Source organism: Curtobacterium sp. VKM Ac-2861 (assembly GCF_013204965.1).
In the GTDB taxonomy this organism is placed as follows: domain Bacteria; phylum Actinomycetota; class Actinomycetes; order Actinomycetales; family Microbacteriaceae; genus Curtobacterium.
In genome coordinates, this window is the sequence record NZ_JABMLA010000004.1 from 25038 (window position 1) to 42039 (window position 17002).

At 67.2% G+C, this 17002-nt stretch carries 21 protein-coding genes; 11 read left to right on the forward strand and 10 right to left on the reverse strand.

Annotated features, from left to right (window positions below):
- Positions 1-47: 47 nt before the first annotated feature.
- The 4 genes from HQQ88_RS11090 (at position 48) to HQQ88_RS11105 (ending at position 3236) form a co-directional block, all read left to right on the forward strand.
- On the forward strand, positions 48-605 hold the full coding sequence (locus HQQ88_RS11090; RefSeq protein WP_173169475.1) for a hypothetical protein: 558 nt from the start codon (positions 48-50) through the stop codon (positions 603-605).
- Positions 606-679: 74 nt separating this feature from the next.
- Positions 680-1753 carry a redox-regulated ATPase YchF gene (gene ychF, locus HQQ88_RS11095; protein WP_173169476.1) on the forward strand — a complete coding sequence of 358 codons (1074 nt, stop codon included), beginning with the start codon at positions 680-682 and terminating at the stop codon, positions 1751-1753.
- A gap of 10 nt (positions 1754-1763) precedes the next feature.
- Positions 1764-2117 carry a HEPN domain-containing protein gene (locus tag HQQ88_RS20165; protein WP_173169477.1) on the forward strand — a complete coding sequence of 118 codons (354 nt, stop codon included), beginning with the start codon at positions 1764-1766 and terminating at the stop codon, positions 2115-2117.
- Positions 2118-3236 carry a hypothetical protein gene (locus tag HQQ88_RS11105; RefSeq protein ID WP_173169478.1) on the forward strand — a complete coding sequence of 373 codons (1119 nt, stop codon included), beginning with the start codon at positions 2118-2120 and terminating at the stop codon, positions 3234-3236. It begins immediately after the preceding gene.
- Between the two features lie 144 nt (positions 3237-3380).
- On the opposite strand, the gene HQQ88_RS11110 is transcribed toward HQQ88_RS11105, so the two are convergent.
- Together HQQ88_RS11110 and HQQ88_RS11115 are read right to left on the reverse strand one after the other, a co-directional pair.
- Positions 3381-3890: a hypothetical protein gene (locus HQQ88_RS11110; RefSeq protein WP_173169479.1), complete on the reverse strand. Its 510-nt coding sequence runs from the start codon at positions 3888-3890 to the stop codon at positions 3381-3383.
- Between the two features lie 267 nt (positions 3891-4157).
- Entirely contained in the window at positions 4158-4961 is an 804-nt protein-coding gene (locus HQQ88_RS11115) for an HTH domain-containing protein (protein WP_216834623.1), read from the reverse strand.
- Between the two features lie 175 nt (positions 4962-5136).
- Here HQQ88_RS11115 and HQQ88_RS11120 point away from each other — a divergent pair, with 175 nt between their 5' ends.
- Both HQQ88_RS11120 and HQQ88_RS11125 read left to right on the forward strand, forming a co-directional pair.
- A complete protein-coding gene (locus HQQ88_RS11120; RefSeq protein ID WP_173169480.1) occupies positions 5137-5853 on the forward strand; it encodes a hypothetical protein in 717 nt (238 codons plus the stop codon).
- 140 nt (positions 5854-5993) lie between these two features.
- Complete coding sequence (locus HQQ88_RS11125; RefSeq protein WP_173169481.1) at positions 5994-6383, forward strand: DUF2510 domain-containing protein; 390 nt, start codon at positions 5994-5996, stop codon at positions 6381-6383.
- Between the two features lie 31 nt (positions 6384-6414).
- Here the strand turns inward: HQQ88_RS11125 and HQQ88_RS11130 are convergent, their stop codons facing one another.
- Both HQQ88_RS11130 and HQQ88_RS11135 read right to left on the reverse strand, forming a co-directional pair.
- Positions 6415-6798 carry a HepT-like ribonuclease domain-containing protein gene (locus tag HQQ88_RS11130; RefSeq protein WP_123938986.1) on the reverse strand — a complete coding sequence of 128 codons (384 nt, stop codon included), beginning with the start codon at positions 6796-6798 and terminating at the stop codon, positions 6415-6417.
- Positions 6795-7259: an XRE family transcriptional regulator gene (locus tag HQQ88_RS11135; protein ID WP_123938985.1), complete on the reverse strand. Its 465-nt coding sequence runs from the start codon at positions 7257-7259 to the stop codon at positions 6795-6797. Before HQQ88_RS11135 ends, HQQ88_RS11130 begins: the two co-directional genes overlap by 4 nt.
- 103 nt (positions 7260-7362) lie before the next feature.
- Here HQQ88_RS11135 and HQQ88_RS11140 point away from each other — a divergent pair, with 103 nt between their 5' ends.
- Positions 7363-7827, forward strand: a complete 465-nt coding sequence (locus HQQ88_RS11140) for a phage tail protein (RefSeq protein WP_173169482.1) — start codon at positions 7363-7365, stop codon at positions 7825-7827.
- Between the two features lie 672 nt (positions 7828-8499).
- On the opposite strand, the gene HQQ88_RS11145 is transcribed toward HQQ88_RS11140, so the two are convergent.
- Together HQQ88_RS11145 and HQQ88_RS11150 are read right to left on the reverse strand one after the other, a co-directional pair.
- Entirely contained in the window at positions 8500-8787 is a 288-nt protein-coding gene (locus tag HQQ88_RS11145) for a hypothetical protein (protein WP_111084949.1), read from the reverse strand.
- A gap of 271 nt (positions 8788-9058) precedes the next feature.
- A complete protein-coding gene (locus tag HQQ88_RS11150; RefSeq protein ID WP_173169483.1) occupies positions 9059-9670 on the reverse strand; it encodes an HD domain-containing protein in 612 nt (203 codons plus the stop codon).
- Between the two features lie 137 nt (positions 9671-9807).
- Between HQQ88_RS11150 and HQQ88_RS11155 the strand changes: the two genes are divergently transcribed.
- Together HQQ88_RS11155 and HQQ88_RS11160 are read left to right on the forward strand one after the other, a co-directional pair.
- The gene (locus tag HQQ88_RS11155; protein WP_173169484.1) at positions 9808-10635 is read left to right on the forward strand and encodes a hypothetical protein; all 828 of its coding nucleotides are present in this window, start codon (positions 9808-9810) and stop codon (positions 10633-10635) included.
- Positions 10632-12518 (forward strand): amidase family protein, encoded by a 1887-nt coding sequence (locus HQQ88_RS11160; protein WP_173169485.1) that lies wholly within the window; start codon positions 10632-10634, stop codon positions 12516-12518. The genes HQQ88_RS11155 and HQQ88_RS11160 overlap by 4 nt, the downstream gene beginning before the upstream one ends.
- Before the next feature lie 82 nt (positions 12519-12600).
- Here the strand turns inward: HQQ88_RS11160 and HQQ88_RS11165 are convergent, their stop codons facing one another.
- Entirely contained in the window at positions 12601-13377 is a 777-nt protein-coding gene (locus HQQ88_RS11165) for an isocitrate lyase/phosphoenolpyruvate mutase family protein (protein WP_123294130.1), read from the reverse strand.
- A 110-nt stretch (positions 13378-13487) separates the two neighbouring features.
- Here HQQ88_RS11165 and HQQ88_RS11170 point away from each other — a divergent pair, with 110 nt between their 5' ends.
- Positions 13488-14675 carry a MalY/PatB family protein gene (locus HQQ88_RS11170; RefSeq protein WP_254067067.1) on the forward strand — a complete coding sequence of 396 codons (1188 nt, stop codon included), beginning with the start codon at positions 13488-13490 and terminating at the stop codon, positions 14673-14675.
- A gap of 38 nt (positions 14676-14713) precedes the next feature.
- On the opposite strand, the gene HQQ88_RS11175 is transcribed toward HQQ88_RS11170, so the two are convergent.
- Positions 14714-15487 carry a class I SAM-dependent methyltransferase gene (locus HQQ88_RS11175; RefSeq protein ID WP_131845320.1) on the reverse strand — a complete coding sequence of 258 codons (774 nt, stop codon included), beginning with the start codon at positions 15485-15487 and terminating at the stop codon, positions 14714-14716.
- A 405-nt stretch (positions 15488-15892) separates the two neighbouring features.
- Here HQQ88_RS11175 and HQQ88_RS11180 point away from each other — a divergent pair, with 405 nt between their 5' ends.
- A complete protein-coding gene (locus tag HQQ88_RS11180; protein WP_123294128.1) occupies positions 15893-16273 on the forward strand; it encodes a hypothetical protein in 381 nt (126 codons plus the stop codon).
- Between the two features lie 5 nt (positions 16274-16278).
- Here HQQ88_RS11180 and HQQ88_RS11185 read toward each other — a convergent pair whose 3' ends face one another.
- Entirely contained in the window at positions 16279-16464 is a 186-nt protein-coding gene (locus HQQ88_RS11185; RefSeq protein WP_123313312.1) for a hypothetical protein, read from the reverse strand.
- Positions 16465-16493: 29 nt separating this feature from the next.
- On the reverse strand, positions 16494-16982 hold the full coding sequence (locus HQQ88_RS11190) for a GNAT family N-acetyltransferase (RefSeq protein WP_173169486.1): 489 nt from the start codon (positions 16980-16982) through the stop codon (positions 16494-16496).
- Positions 16983-17002 lie beyond the last annotated feature (20 nt).

Consider the following 17002-nt stretch of genomic DNA (forward strand, 5'->3'; position numbering starts at 1 on the left):
CGCTGCCAGAACCCGTCGCGGCGCGTTCTGGGCGGTAGCGTGCCCGCATGGGGAACGACGAAGACGGTCGGCCGCTCGTGCTGGTGCTCGCCGGAGCGGGCTACGGTCAGCAGGCACCGGTGCTGTGGTGGTCACGAGCCATTGCCTCGGCGGCCGGGTGCGAGGTCGTGGCTCCGACCTGGACCATCGACGATGCCGCCGGGGCCGACCCGTTGGCGTTCGTCGAGGCCGCGATCGGGGCTGCGCTGGGCGATCGCCTACCCGAACTGGTCATCGCGAAGTCGTTCGGGTGCTTCGCCCTGCCGTGGGCGATCCGGAACGACGTGCCCGGGGTCTGGCTCACGCCGGTCCTCACGCACGACGACGTGGCCACGGCGCTCGCCGCCGCCACCGACGCGCACGACGCGATCGGGGGTGGAGACGACACCATGTGGCGGCCCGAGCGGGTCTCGGGGACTGCTGCGCGCCTCCAGACCGTCGACCGTGCCGACCACTCGCTGCAGGTGGCCGGTGACTGGCGGCGCTCGCAGCGGCTGCAGGCCGACGTCTTCGACGTCGTCGAGCGCCGCGTCGCGGCCCTGGCCGCACACCAGACGGGCGGATAGCCTCCGCCGTTCTGACGGACGGACTGGAGGCCCGGGTCGGCTCCGGCGGGCCGCCGCCGGTAGGCTCTTCTTCCGTGGCTCTCACCATCGGAATCGTCGGTCTCCCGAACGTCGGCAAGTCGACCCTGTTCAACGCCCTGACCAAGAACCAGGTCCTCGCCGCGAACTACCCGTTCGCGACGATCGAGCCGAACGTCGGGGTGGTGAACCTGCCCGACTCCCGGCTCGACCAGCTCGCCGAACTCTTCCACTCGGAGAAGACCGTGCCCGCGCCGGTGTCCTTCGTCGACATCGCCGGCATCGTCAAGGGTGCGAGCGAGGGTGAAGGGCTCGGCAACAAGTTCCTCGCCAACATCCGCGAGGCCGACGCCATCGCGCAGGTCGTCCGCGGCTTCACCGACGACGACGTCGTGCACGTCGCGAACAAGGTCTCCCCGAAGGACGACCTCGAGGTCATCAACACCGAGCTGATCCTCGCCGACATGGAGACGATCGACAAGGCGCTCCCGCGGTACGAGAAGACCGTGAAGCTCAAGCAGGCCGAGCCCATCGTGCTCGAGACCGCTCGCGAGGCCCGTGCCGCGCTCGAGCAGGGCACCCTGCTGTCCGCCACCAAGATCGACCTCGCGCCGATCGCCGAGCTCGGACTGCTGTCCGCCAAGCCCTTCATCTTCGTGTTCAACGTCGACGAGGCGATCCTGACCGACGACGCTCGCAAGGCCGAGCTCGCAGCACTCGTCGCGCCCGCCCAGGCCGTGTTCCTCGACGCCCAGGTCGAGTCGGAACTCATCGACCTCGACCCGGCCGACGCTGCCGAACTGCTCGAGTCGACCGGCCAGACCGAATCCGGCCTCGACCAGCTCGCCCGGATCGGCTTCGACACCCTCGGGCTGCAGACCTACCTGACGGCCGGTCCGAAGGAAGCCCGCGCGTGGACGATCGGCAAGGGGTGGAAGGCACCCCAGGCTGCCGGTGTCATCCACACCGACTTCGAGAAGGGCTTCATCAAGGCCGAGGTCATCTCGTTCGGTGACCTGGTCGAGACCGGCTCCATCGCCGAGGCCCGCGCTGCCGGCAAGGCCCGCATCGAGGGCAAGGAGTACGTCATGCAGGACGGCGACGTGGTGGAGTTCCGCTTCAACAACTAGCCTGGAGTATGTGCTCGCTGATCAGATCCTAGCCAAGGTTGAGAAAGCGGAAGAGTTCCTTCAAATGGCCGAATTCGCGATCGACCTGTCTGCGTGGGACGCGGCTTGTAGCCTTCTTTGTACTGCGGCTATTCATGCGAGTGATGCTCTAATCATGTCTGCGGGCGCAGTAATGCAGGGGAGGGCGGAGCATAACGCCGCGGTCGCCGTTCTCGGCCGAACGGTCGGCAAAGATGCGGGCTCACAGCTCGCTTTCGCTCTCAAATATAAAGCGAAGAGTCAGTACGAGGCACGGCGTTGCAGTAGAGTCGAGGCCGCGGAATGTCTGAAGCGTGTCACTCGGCTCGTCGAAAGGGCAAGATAAATGGATGAACCCCGTACTTGTTTCGTAATCGGACCCATCGGAAGCAAGTTTGCCCCCATTGGTTCTTCAGCTCGAGCGACCTACGAGGATGCCTTAGAGGTATTCGAAAAGGTGATTCAACCGGCGTGTGCTACAGAGGGTTTAGAGCCGATCCGAGCAGATCAAATTGCCTCCGCTGGTGAAATAAGTGCTCAAATCTTTCGCCACCTGCGCGACGATGATGTAGTTATTGCAGATCTCAGTGGTGCCAATGCTAACGTAATGTACGAACTTGGATTACGGCATACGCGGTCGCTACTCACGGTGCAGATCGGCGAGTATGGGCAGCTGCCGTTTGACATTGCGGCAATACGTACAATCCAATTTTCGAGGTCAGAGCGCGGTTTGATCGATGCTCGGAACGATCTGATTGCAGCCCTAAGCGCTGGAGCGGTGGATGACTTTGAGGAGGTCACGGCAACTCGACTGTGGTCCGAGCTGATCGATGTTCGTGTAGCCCCTCGCGAAACGACTGCTGACGAGGCTTCTTCTGATCTCGAGGAGGAGAGCTTCGAAGATGTGGGCTTCTTGGAGCGGATTGTTGATATCGAGGGCCGTTTTCCGATCTTGAACGACATCACAGAAGAGATCTCGGCCACCATCGTGAGCATGGGTGCACTGGCGGAATCGGCCACCGCCGATCTGACCAATGCGAACAGCTTGAACATGCCCACTAGTGCGAGGTTGGGCATGGTTGCTCAATTCGGGCGCAAACTGGAACCAGGCGCGAAGGCGTTGTTAGAGCAGACCGCGCGTTTTAGCGTCGAAATGACGGCCATTGATGCGAACGTCAATGGAATCCTGACCTTCATTCAGCACACAGAGTCGCTGGAAGCAGATTCGTACCGACCCTTTCTTGAGTCCCTCCAAGGTACGGCAAAGGCGGCACGGGAGGCGACTGAGGGAATTACTCAGTTTGGCGGATCCGTCGATGTACTTAAGGGTATGAGCATGACGCTTCGACGTCCGGTAGATACAATCTCCTCTGCTGTTCGTACCATGGTGCAGGCGATGGCTCTGGCAGATACATGGGAAACGCGAACGGCCCAAATCCTCAAGTCAAAATATTCGGGAGCGTAGTAGTTAGGGTTCACTTGGGTCGTGCGGAGTACATTCCTCCGCGATTTTCTCTTGCGCCATCTTTTCTCGATGCCGGCGTTCTCAGCAACGCTTTTAGTCAGTGGGCTTCAACAACGCGTCCGGGTGCCAAGTGAATGCGCGTCGTCACCAACTTTCCGGGTCTAGAGATGCTTCAGTGGCGTTGAGCGGGAGGGTCCTTAGGGCAGATATGACCTCGTCAGCGGTACGTGTTCCGGTCTGCCACCGCGTCAGCATCAGTACAATTCTTCCGCAGGATTGGTAGCCTGTTGGTGCTTTTCCGCTTGCCCATATTGCTGCTTCGGCAGCGACGATGACTGGCCGATCTTTCTCGTCGGCACGAAGCCGAGCGCGACGGAGGGCCGTTAACTGCTCAAGTGGTTCAATGATTGTGCCCACTCGAAGGTCTTTCATATACTGTGTGATACTCAAAAACGAATCAGCTAAAGCTTCTGTGAGTCGATCTGAATAACGATCGTTCCGCTCGAATCTGAAAACGAAGAAGGCGACCGCTCCTGCCAATATTGCACCGAAGAATGTTGCGGCTAGGTTGGACCAGAACGTCGTCGCGTCGAAGGCGGTGAGGGTGTTTCGAAGTTCGTTTAGTGATTTCACGAGGTCATCCATGTCGTTCATGATTCAACGTTAGCTTGAAATTCCGTACCTCGGTTCTTGTCTGTACGAACAACGTGTTCGCTGCCGTGAATTAGGTCGGGTCGCTGGGTGCACCCCTGGTGTCAGTTTTCCGCGGGTTCGACGACGGGGAAGGGGGGGGGGGGGGGCAACGCCTCGAGACGGGCCGTGTCCGGTCGCGGCGGCTCTCGCGGCGTCCGAGGAGAAGTTGTCTGCGCACGGCCTAAGTCAACGCTCACTCGTCGATGGCGTAGCGGCTCGCGTCGACCCCTACAGGTTGTCCGAAAGTTCCGCGAGAAGACGCTTCTTCCGCGCCTTCTCGATGTTTGGGTCTATCTGCTGGATGAACTCAAGCTCGGCAAAGCCGTCTCCTTGGCGACGGTTCTGAGGCGGTTCGAGCGCTTCGATGAGGAGTGCTTCGAGGGTTGAGATCACAAGATCGGCGTCGAGATCGGTGTCGGGTACGTCTTCCAGCTCGCCGTTGGCGCCCACGGGACGAACCCCGAACCAAGAGAATCGGTCCCAGCGTCCGCTCAACCGATCGCGGGTGTGCTCACGCAGACGCTTGCCCATTCGAGGCTCGGTCACACGACCCACGTACACCAAGCGACTGCCGTCGTACAAGATGTAGACGCCCTCCTGGGTACTGAAATCGACCGCGGCGCTGCCCGTTAGCTGAACTCCCAGCATGGTTGGCGCGGAAGGCGCCCAGTCAATCTCGGCTCGACGCCAGAAGAGGCCGAACGCGTTCAATAGCCCACGCTCATCCTCGGAGACGTCCGCTGTTCCGGTGTCCTCAAGCGCGACGACTGGCGTTTGCGCTGCAGAGGAGGGAACCGGCTTGTCCTCCTTAGCGGCCGGCGGGTAACGGAACACCCCTCGATCCAACTTCTCAACCTCGGACCGAAGCGGTTCCTGGGACAAGTACGATGCAACCGCCGTGTGTGGGGTTGCACCAACCTTCGAACGGAGATTGCGGTCGAGAATCGCCTGCGCGATCTCAGAGGTTCTCATCGGTTCGCCCTGCTCAGCGAGCACCTTTTTGATCGCTTCGCTCCAGCCCAGATTCTGCACGCGCCCACAGTATCGTCCCTGTGCTCGAGGGGCGAGGCCCGGCAGAGTGACCTGACCGACGTAGGTCCGTGCGTGCGGCTAAGCCTGAAAGGCGAACTCACGCACGCGTTCGATACGCGGGTTTCGCGATTGTCCGAGGTCGGCCCTGTCCGGTGAGGCCGTAGCATTCAACACCGTGAGTGAAACTGAGTCGGAGCCGTCGGCGCGCGACGCGCCCTCGGAGTCCAAGGATCACCGTCGCTGGCTGTACGTGATGGCTGGCGCAGTTGTGCTGGTAGGCATTGTTGTCCTGGGCGGAAGTCTTCCCGCTCCGGCCGGTTTTCCGGCTTTCACGACCTGGCCACCAACTCTCGCGCCAGCGGGCGCAACACTGATGGTCGGCGGTCTGGCCGGAGTAGTGGCGCTGGCGGCATCCGTCAGCTGGCGCAAGCAGCGGGCACGCGATGAGGTTGTGGAGCAACGGAGGCGCGAGAACGACCGCGCGTACGAGACTTGGAAGACTCAAGCTTCTCACTATGACCCGTTGGCGGTCTCGGTGATTCAGCAGTTCGTGGGTTCGATCGACCTGCAAGCTATGGCGGCGGACCGGGGGAGAGCGGTCCTGTGGGGCTCGGCAGCAGTCGTCCGGGCTCTAGAGCAATGGGACGTTGCAGCGATCAGCGCACGCGAGAAGCAGGCGGAGAGGGGTCACGGGGATCTCGATGATTTGAAGAAGGGAGAGCTGTGGACTGCCCTGGCACACCTCATCCGAACGATGAGGGGGGAGCTTCCTGGTGACCTACGAGAGGTCCTTCCCAATCGGACGGTCCTCCGCGCCGTCTTCGGCGACTTCCGGTACCTCGATGACCACGATTTGCTCCCGAGCACGGTCCTGGACGCTGTGGACGAGTAGGCATTTCGCGCCTCGTGTTTGGGCTGGCAGGTGGCAACGGCCGCCCGTCTGCCAGCCAGATCCGAAACCAGCGAACCGGGGTGGAGTTCCGCTTCAACGACTGACCTCCCGCTGGGCCCGTCGTACGCCAGGATGAGCGCATGACGACCGCGCAGGCAGCGTGGTACGACGACAGCTCCGGCACTATGCGGTTGTGGGACGGGTCCGCTTGGACGGAGGAAGTGCAGCCTCAGGCTCCGGCGGCGTCGGGCGTCGGCAGGGTGATCGGCCGAGTCCAGGCCGAGGCCGCTTCGGGTGGTCAGCCGCGTCCGGCACAGAACGGGATGAGCTACGTCGTGTTGCAGGTGGTGCTGCGGGAGAAGTTCTTCGGGACGGGGTCCGGCAACTTCACCGAGCTGGAGAAGGCGATCAATGCGCAGGCGGCGCTCGGGTACCGGCTGCACACGATCACGACGGCTTCGTCCGGCAGTACGGGGTTCGGTGGCGGAGACCGACTGCAGGCCACCATGGTGTTCGAGCGGATCAACTGAGTCGATCCACGTCCGGAGCAATGAGCTCGGCTCAGTCGACTAGCGCGATGATGACCGCTGGGACGCGGTGCTCGATCGCCTCCCAGATGATCTCCTTCCGCGCCTGCCGGTAGTCGTGCGAGAGGATGTTTCGCGTCTTCCTGACAGCGGCGAGCGACAGGTCGGACGGAAGTCGGGCTTCCCTGTCGGCGGGAAGACGTCCAAGCAGGTCGTCGAAGTGGATGATGACGGCCTCAGCCGCTCGATACGTCAGGCTCCGAGTTGCGTCGAACTCGACGCGGCCGTGTTCGACGATCTGCGAACATTCGGCGAGCAAGTCGAGGAAGCTCGCCTGCAGCGACGGCCAGCGGTCTGCTGAGTCGGCTGAATCGCGATCAACGCGTTGCCGTGGGGTGAACCGGGGCGATGGGGTCACAGCGGCACTGCTTCGTCGAGCACGTGCGCGAAGTGCTCGTCGTCCTCGAGGTCGTCGGTGAGGACGTCGACGTCGAAGCCCGTGATGGTCTCGACCTCGTGGGCGAAGCCGCCGAGGTCGAACAGTGATGCGGCTGGGGTCAGGTGTACGAGCAGGTCGATGTCGCTGTGCTCGGTGTCCTGCCCGCGGAGCGTGGAACCGAAGACGCGAACGTTCTCGAGGTGGAACCGCTTCGCCTCGTCGAGGATCGCGTCGGCGTAGACGGCAAGAGGGATGCTCGGGCGCGTGTGCGCAGCAGTGAGGATCCGCTGGAGCGACTCGAGCCGCGGCTGCTTGCGTCCGCTCTCGTACGCGGAGATGGTCGGCTGCTGCATGCCGGCGGCGGCGGCGAGGCTGGTCTGTGAGAGGCCCAGGTCCTCGCGGGCAGCGCGGATGAGTTCTGCTGCACGTTCGACTCGCATGGGCACCTCCATCTATAGCTCTCGACTATAGATGTGTCGCGCTCGCTCGGGAAGGTGTGCGGTGGACTAGATTCGGCACGTCCGAGCGCCCGAGGAGGCCCCCATGTCGTACGTCGTCGACTTCGTGAACGTGTCCACGGTGGGTCTCGAGTCCTCGCCGGTCGCCGACGCACTCGCCGGGCTCCGGTCCAACGAGGCGCGGTACTTCGCGAACAAGTACGACCACGTGTTCACCACGCACGCCGCAGCTGACGTGCCGGACCTCGTCGCCTACGTGCGGCGGGTCCTCGAAGAGGAACGCGGGCTGGTCATCGCGTCACCACCGCTCGAAGCCACGGAAGCGCTCGTCGACGGCGTGCGCTGGACGTACGTGTTCTACGAGTCCGGCCTGGCGATCAACGTGCTCTACACGCTCGAACCAGGCGGCAAGCGTGCGGTCGGCTTCAAGCTCTCCGACGGCATGGACGTGCCCGAGGAACTCGCCGACAAGTTCAAGTTCGCGCGGCAGAAGTCGAAGCTCGCCGGCACGATCCGTGGCTCGTTCTTCGTCGTGAAGGGTGAGTACTGACGTCGCGAAGCAGCCGTGCATGCAAAATGTTTGGTACGGCAGGCCACGCTGATCGACCCTGGTCACCACGAACCGGTGATGAAGGGCAGGCATGGGCTATGACGGCGACTCTGGTGAAGACTGCGGTGATGCACGGCCTGTACGTCGGGTTCACGGGGGACAGCTCCAGCGCGCGGGCGATGCGGGAGCTGTTGAACGAGAAGCGGGCGTCAGCGGCACGGCGAACGGCAGCCGAGGAGAGGCGGACGCCAACGTCCTCAACATCGCTGCAACGGAGATGTTCAGTGGACCGGTAGCGTCTCCGCGTGTCCTGGCCGAGTACGAGCGGCTCGTTCCGGGAGCGGCCGAGCGGATGCTCGGCTGCCACCTCCGCTCCGAAGCGGTCGCTGCAGACGCCGTCGAGCGTCTGAGCAGAGCGGAGGCAGTCGCCGTCCTGACGGGTGTCATCGGTGCGCAGGTGCTCACCGTCGGCGCGCTCATCGCGGGAGCGATCCTCATCTCGGCCGGTCACACGGTCGGGGCTTTCGCTGCGATCGTGCCGGGGTACTCGGGGCGGCGTCACAGGTCGTGGCTGCGGCCCGTCGAGGTACGTGACCGTCGCACGGACGGCCCCGCGGACGACGAAGCGCCGCCGGGGAGCCCGGCGGCGCTTCGCGTTCGTCCTGGTGGAGCCTAGGCCGCGAGGGCCATGTCGCCCGCGTGCACGGACTGTGCCTGCAGCAGGGTTCGGCTGGCCTCGCCGGCCCAGGAGCGGCCCGGGACGGTCCAGCCGGCCTCGCCGACGGCGTCCAGACGGGTGCCGCGGGTGACGAAGGTCTGCAGGTCGTCGGCCGCGATGCGGACGAGGTACTCGCGCTGCGAGCGGTCGTCACGCACGGGGAACTCGGCGATGCGGTCGGGGGTGATCGTCGGGGCCGCGAGTGCGGTCCCGAACACGGTGATTCGTTCGTTGCTGGTCATGGTGCTGTACTTCCTGGTCATTCGGCGCCAGGGCGACTCGGTGTCGGCGGACGTCTCAGTCCGGCGCGACGCATCGAGTGCGGGGCGCGCACGTCGAGTTTCAACGTGCTGCTGATCCGTTCGGATCGAGCGGTGGTCTCGGTTGGAATGCGACTCGGGTGAGTCGGTGTCGAGACGTTGGTGTGCGCGAGTCAGATAGGTTCGCTGCAGTGCACCAAAGAAACACTATACGGGCCCGATGTCGAGAAGTCCAGCGGAACGGCAGATCCACTCAGGAGGCCAGGAACGCGTCCCATCGCGAGCCACCCGCAGTCACGTTGCCCGAGCCGTCGAGCCGAGCGGCGGCCGAGGACGGCTTGCGCGAGGCCTGCGCGTGGATGAGTTCGTCGAACGTGCCGGAGAACCCGAGGCGGGGCAGTGCGGTGGCGACGGCGTGCAGGTCGTCGGTGGACCACCGCGAGAACCCGGCCCCGGAGACGTCGAGCGAGGTGGCGACCTCGAGCAGGTGCCCCTCCACGTCGACCGCGGGGTCGACGGAGGTCCACATGTGCCGCTCGATGACCTCGCCGACGCGTCGAGCGCGCGCTGCGTCCCACCCGGCGCCGAGGGCGAAGACGGAGCCCACGGCACCACCAGCGTCTTCGAACGGCACGTCGTGGGCATCGAACGACGGTGTGACGCCGAGGTCGTGCAGCATCGTCGCGACGAACAGCAGCTCGGGGTCGGGCTCGAGGTCGACGGTCGGGGCGAGCAGGACCGCCCACGCCCACGAGCGCAGGCAGTGGTTCACCAGGGCGGGGGAGGACCAGGTGCGGACGACGTCCAACGCCCGTGCGGTGACGGGGGAGGGCGGGGTGAGCAGGGCTTCGACGTCGAGCGACATGGCACGACAGTAGCGGTGCGACGGAGCCGTAACGGCGCGGAAACGTGCCGGGCCCGAGCCGGAAACAGCGCACCGTTAGCTTTCGGATCACTGAGTACCCGCTCAGCACCCGACCTCCTCCCGAAGGACCTGCACCCATGCAGCACCGCCTCCGGCTGCGCCCCCGCGCGACGATCGTGTCCTCGACACTCGTCGCCGCCGGGGCGATCGGCCTCGCCGCCCTGACCGCTTCGCCGGCCCAGGCAGCACCGACCGCGACGACCGCCACCATCGACGCCCCCACCACCGCGACCGTCGGCACCGCCTTCGACGTCGACCTGACGATCCCGGCGACGACCGACGTCTACGCCTACGAGATCACCCTCGACGCCGACGCGGACTCCGTGTCGTACGTGGAGGACAGCGTCACCGGTCCCGACGGCGGCTTCGACAGCGTCGAGCAGGACGGCGACGCCCTGACGATCGTGCACACCCGGCTCGGGACGTCCCCGGCGCTCAGCGGCGACCTCGCTGCCTCGATCGGCCTGACGCCGACCGCAGCGGGCAGCGTCGACCTGGCGGTCACGAGCATCACCCTCGTCGGCTCCGACGGCACGTCGACGACCCTGACCGACCCGGCGAGCACCTCGATCTCGATCGCTGCAGCGGCGACGGCCACGCCGACGCCCACCCCGACGGCCACGCCCACCCCGGGCGCCACCGCCACGGCCGACCCGGGCACCGGCGCGGGCGACCCCGACCCGACGGCCACGGCCGGCCCGAGCGACCCCTCCGACCCGACCAACGGCGCCACCGCCGTGGCCGCAGCGGGTGGCGACCGTCCGACCGGCGGCGAACTCGCCTGGACCGGCGCCGACGTCGCCCCGTGGATCGCCGCATCGCTGGCCCTCCTCGCCGCCGGCGGGACCCTGATCACCATGCGTGCGCGCCGCGCCCGCCGCGAGCGCACCGGAGCAGCCGAATGACCGCCAAGAAGCCGGCCGCCAGCAAGCAGGTCGCGACAACGCCCACGACCAGCCGGAAGCGCACCGCCGTCGCGGGCGCCTCGCTCATCGCCCTCGTCGGCACAGTCCTCGCCGCGACCCCGGCGATCACGGCAGCAGCGGCTCCGGCAGCCGTCGACGCCAGCCCCGCCGCGATGCTCGCGCCGTACTACACGGACCTCGACCTGACCGGCGACGACCAGGTCACGAAGGCCGACCTCGCGGTGCTCACCGAGCACCTCGGGGCCACGAGTGCCAGCGGTGACTGGGCGACGGTCAGCGCCGCGGACACCGACGCCGACGGCACGATCACCGTCGCGGACCTCGCGGCGCTGTCCCAGCGGATGATCTACGACGACGGCCCGTTCACGCTCGTCGAGGCGTCCACCATCGACATGCAGGCTGCGATGAACGCCGGGGTCACCACCTCGGTCGCCATCACCCAGGACTACCTCGACCGCATCGCCGCGTACGACCGCACCAAGGTCGACTCCGCGTCGACCGGCCGCGCGCTCAACTCGATCGTCACGACGAACGCCGAGGCCCTCGCCGCGGCGAAGACGGCGGACACCGAGCGTGCCGAGCACGGCATGACGAGCATGCTGCTGGGCGTGCCGATCGCGGTGAAGGACAACTACGACACCAAGGACATGCCGACCACGGGCGGCTGCGGCTGCTGGGACGACAACCAGACCGACACCGACGCCACCATGGTCGCCGGACTGCGAGGGGCCGGTGCGGTGATCCTCGCCAAGGCCAGCCTCGATGAGTTCGCCTACGGCTTCGTCTCGGAGTTCTCGTCGAACCAGCCCGCCGGTTCGTCCCTGCTGGTCGCCAGCCCGTACAACACGGCGCAGACCGCCGGTGGCTCCAGCGGCGGCACCGGTGCGGCGATCGCAGCGAACCTCGCCGGCATCGGGTTCGGCACCGACACCGGTGGCTCGATCCGCATCCCGTCGACGTACAACCAGCTCGTCGGCATCCGCCCGACGGTCGGCCTGGCCAGCCGCGACGGCATCATCCCGCTCGCGCTGTCGCAGGACACCGGCGGGCCCATCGCCCGCTCGGTGACCGACGCGGCCGTCGCGCTCGACGCCGTGACCGGCGTGGACGCGGCCGACCCCGTCACGAGCGCGCAGTCCGGCAAGGTGCCGACCTCGTACACGTCGTCGCTCGATGCGGACTCGCTCGACGGCGCCCGCATCGGCTACGTCACGAGCATGGTCGGCACGAACGCCACAGCCAAGCGACTGTTCGACGCGTCCGTCGCGAAGCTCGAGGCCGCTGGGGCGACCGTCGTCCCGATCACCGCGACGACGGCCTTCAACCGGGTCCTGTCCGAGGGCAGCGGCAGCACGAACGAGTTCAAGCACGACCTGGACGAGTACGTCGCGAAGCACCTCGACCCCGACGTGACCGCCCGGTCGCTGCAGGGCATCCTGGCCTCGGGCGAGTACGTGCCGAGCCGCAAGTCGACCTACGAGTCCCGCGACCTGATCACCGACGCGCAGTACCAGGCGTGGGCCGGGCCGACGGGGTCGCACACGACGCAGCTCGCCACCGGCAAGCAGCTCGTCACGCAGATGCTCGACGACCAGGACCTCGACTCGCTCATCTACCCGTCGGGCACGCCCTACGGCACGCAGTCGACGAACATGCGTCTGAGCCCGAACACCGGGATGCCGGCGATCACCGTCCCGATGGGGCAGGCGACCGCGGCCGACGGCACGGTCACCGGCGCCGGCGTGAACCTCGAGTTCCTCGGTCGCTCGTTCGACGAGAGCACGCTGATCGGCCTCGGCTACGCCTTCGAGCAGGAGACGAAGGCGCGCACCACGCCCGCGCTGTACCCGGCGCTCGGCTGAGCTGAGCGGGTCGCGATCGCGACCACATGCAGACGGGAGGCCCGGTGCCAGCTGACACCGGGCCTCCCGTCCGTCCGCTCCGTCAGTTCAGGGTCGGGGTGTCCTCCGGCACGACGCCGTCGGCGTACAGGTCGGTCGCCAGGTCGCGGAGCGCGCGCAGCGCGACGCGCTGGGTGAGCGGACCGTAGGAGATGCGGGCCACGCCGAGCGCCTCGTACTCGGCGGCGGGCAGGGCTCCCGGCAGGCCGATGACCGACAGCTTGCCGCGGCCGAGGCCCGCGACGAGCTGCTCCACGACGTCGCGCTGGATCGCGCCGGGCACGAAGACGAGCGCGGCGCCGTTGTCGAGGAACGCCTTGCCGCGTGCGATGGCGTCCGCGATGCTCTCGTCGATCGGACGGTCGCCGCCGCGGGCGATCGCGTCGGTGCGGGCGTTCAACTGGAAGTCGACGCCCTCGGCCTGGGCAGCGGCCGTGATCGCGGCGACCCGGGCGACGGCCTCGTCGAAGGGACGCAGGCGGTCCTCGACGTTGGCGCCGACGATGCCCGAGCCGATCGCGCGGCGGATGGTCTCGGCCGGGTCCTCGTAGCCGTCGTCCAGGTCTGCGGTGACCGGCAGGTCGGTCGCGGCGGCCACGATCGCGGCGCCCGACAGCGCGAGGTCGAGGGGCATCCCGCCGTCCTCGTACCCGTACGACGCGGCGATCGAGTGCCCGGCGGTGGCGATCGCCTTCGTGCCGGGCAGGTCGCTGACGACCTTCGCGGTGATCGCGTCCCACACGTTCACGACGCGGAGGATTTCCGGGGCTTCGTGCAGCTGCTTGAGGGTGGTGGCCTTGTCGGCGGTGCTCGTGCTCATGGGACCGACAGTAGGCGGGGCGACGCCCCGCGTCCCAGGGCGCGCGGAAGACGACGCTGGATGACAGGCGGGCTCGCGCCGGGCCTCCCGGTCGGTGCATGCTGGGACGCATGGCGAGCGACGAGCAGGACCCGGTCGGCACGCTCCGCGGGGTCCGTACGAGCATCAAGTGGACGCGGTACGCGCCCGACGTGCTGCCGCTTTTCGTCGCCGAGATGGACCACGACGTCGCGCCGGAGATCCGCCAGGCCCTGATCGAGCGCGTGTCGCAGTCCGACCTCGGCTACCTCGACGGGCCCGGGCCACTCGCGCCCGCGTTCGCGCAGTTCGCGCTCGACCGCTGGGGCTGGGAGATCGACCCGCCCCGCATCCACCTGGCCACCGACGTCAGCGTCGGCATCGTCGAGTCGCTGCGGCTCGCGCTGCCCGACGGCGGTCGCGTCGCGATCACGCCGCCGGTGTACCCGCCGTTCTTCGAGCTCGTCGACGAGGCCCGATGTCAGGTGGAAGAGGTCCCGCTGCTCGAGCAGTGGGGCCAGTACCGACTCGACCTCGAGGGACTCGAGCGGGCGTTCGTCAGCGGGGTCGGCGTCTTCCTGCTCTGCAACCCGCACAACCCCGTCGGACTCGTGCACGACCGGGCCGACCTGCTCGCGATCGCCGAACTCGCGGCGAAGTACGACGTGCTCGTCATCAGTGACGAGATCCACGCACCGTTGACACACCCGGGCGTGCAGTTCACCCCGTTCGCGGCCGTCGCCGAGCCGGTCGGCGCCCGCAGCGTCTGCGTGACCTCGGCGAGCAAGGGCTGGAACCTCGCGGGCGTGAAGTGCTCGATCATCGTCGCCGGTGACGACCGGACCGCCGCACTCCTCGACACCCTGTGGGAAGAGGTCGCCTGCCGCACGAGCATCCTCGGGCTGCACGCGAACCTCGCCGCGTTCACCGTCGGGACCACCTGGCTCGACGACGTGGTGTCCCGGATCGTGGCCAACGACCGGCTGCTCGCGAAGCTCCTCGCCGAGCACCTGCCCGGTGTCGTCTACACACGGCCGCGCGCGGGATACCTGGCGTGGCTCGACTTTCGCGGTATCGGGCTCGGCGACGACCCGGCCGTGCCGCTGCGCGAGAACGCCTACGTCGCGCTGAACTCCGGGCTCGGGTTCGGGAGCGAGGGGCGTGGGTTCGTCCGCCTCAACCTGGCGTGCTCACCGGAGACGCTTCGCGAAGCCGTGTTCCGGATCGCCTCGGCGTACCCGTCGAGTGCGCAGGAGGGGCTGGTCTGGCACGTCGCGTGAGCGCGCGGCGGTGATGCGTCCGGGAGGCCCGGGTCGGCTCAGGCGGGTCGGCGCGCTTCGATGAGGTGGCGCGTCGAGTGCGCCACGAACGGTCCGTCTCGCTGGATCAGCTCGTGCAGGTCTAGCAGGCGGTCGCGGTACCGCTCGACGGTGAAGTCCGGCACCCACCAGATCACCTTCCGGAGCAGGTAGACGACCGCGGCGACGTCGTGGATCTCGATCCGGGTCCGCGCCGTCCGCAGCTCGACGACCTCGAGTCCGGCGGCGCGTGCTGCGTCGGCCTCGTCGTCGTGGTGCCGTCCGCGCCGCTCGACGGGCTTCGGGCCGAGGAAGAACTCGATCAGCTCGAAGACGCTCGCCGGGCCGACGTGCTGGGCGAAGTACGTGCCGCCGGGAGCAAGGACCCGGGCGATCTCGTCCCAGTGGATCGCAGCGGGGTGCCGGCTCGTCACGAGGTCGAAGGCGCCGTCGGCGAAAGGCAGCGGCGGCTCGTCCGGATCGGCGACGACGACCACGCCGCGTGGGTGCAGGAGTCGTGTGGCGGTGGCGATGTTCGGTGCCCAGGACTCCGTCGCCACCGCGGTGGCCGGGAACGCCGGCGCCTCGGCGAGGACCTCGCCACCGCCGGTCTGCACGTCGAGGCTCGCGGTGCCGGAGACCCCGGCGAGGCGACCGAGTCGCTCGCCGAGCATCTTCGCGTAGCCCCACGGCGGGCGTTCCTCGGTGGCACGGCCGTCGAGCCACGAGAAGTCCCAGCCGGTGACGTCGGCGGCTTCGCCGATCGCGATCAGGTCGTCGAACGTGGTGCGCATGCCGTCCATGGTGGCGTCTCGCCGGTGCGAGTGCCAACCGCTGTTCCTCCACAGCATGCCCCGGCTGCAGCCTGTCCACAGATCACCACGGCGCTCCCGGATCGCACTCCGCGGGCCGCCACGGTCGGTGGATGCAGACATACGAGCCGTCCTTGTCCAGCCGCGATAGGCAGACTTGCCTAGTCCTGGTTGGCGAACTACGGTGAAGCGCACGGAGTTGCTTCGCCGGCTCGCTCGGAAGGCTGACGAGAACGATGTCGCGTTCGTGTTCCACCGTCACGGCGGGAGTCACGACCTGTTCCGCTTCGGTCGGAACACGATCGTCGTCCCGAGGCACCGAGAGGTGGAGGAGATGACGGCGCGCGGCATCCTCCGTGACTGCGACCGAGAAGGAGATGGGCGACGATGAGCCGACACACGGTGCGAGCTGAGCGCGGCAAGAAGTACTGGGTGATCTGGATCGACGGGGTCATCCGGACCCAGGCGAAGCGCGAGCGTGAGATCGAGCTCATGGCCCGTGACTGGCTCTCGTTGATGAACGACGACCGCGATCCGGAGTCCTTCGAGCTCGTCGTCGAGGTGTCGATGCCCGAAGCGGCACAGGCGCACCTGGACCGCGCGGTGGCGCTCCGCGAGGAATCCGAGCGAGCGCGCATCGAAGCGGCGAAGGAGACGGCCGCCGCGGCGCTGGTGCTGCACGAGTCCGGGCTCACGGTGCGTGAGATCGGACCGCTGCTCCACGTGTCGCACCAGCGAGCACAGCAGTTGGTCGCCGCCGCTCGCTGACCGGGTCAGTCGATGTACTGGTTGCGTCCGACGACGCGGATCTGCAGGTCGTCGGTGCGGTCCATCGCCAGGATCTCGCGGGCGACGAAGCCGACGGCCGGCCAGCGGTCCACCTCGGTCACCATGAAGCCGTCGATGAACACCTGCCACGCGCCGCGCTCACGGACCGCCTGCACCTCGTACGTCGCCATGCCGCGAGCGTACCGAAACGGCGCTGTCTTCAGCGAAGTTCGAGTGTCATGTGGACGTCGGCGCGGACGTAGGGGCTCGGCACGAGCTCGTCCTCCCGAAGGTGCCGGAAGCCGAACGCCTCGTACAGGTGCACGGCGCTGGCCAGCTGTGCGTTGCTCTCGAGGTCGATCCGCTGCGCGCCGAGCTCCCGGGCGCGGTCGAGTGCAGCGGCGATGAGCTTCCGACCGGTGCCGTGCCCCTGGTGACCGGGCGCGACGGCCATCTTCACGAGCTCGAACACCCCCGGGGCCGTCGGCACGATGCCGATGCACCCGATCACCTGGTCGTCGAGTCGCGCGACGAACACGGCGCCGCCGGGCTCGACGACGTGGCCGACGGGGTCGCCGAGGAACTTACGGTCCTCGTCCTCGAGTGCGAAGAACTGCGTGATCCAGGCCTCGTTGAGGACACGGAACGCCTCGGCGTCAGCGGGGGTGGCGAGGTCGGCGATGGTGACGGTGGAGGTCGCTTCGGGCATGGCTCCATCCTCCGAGTCGG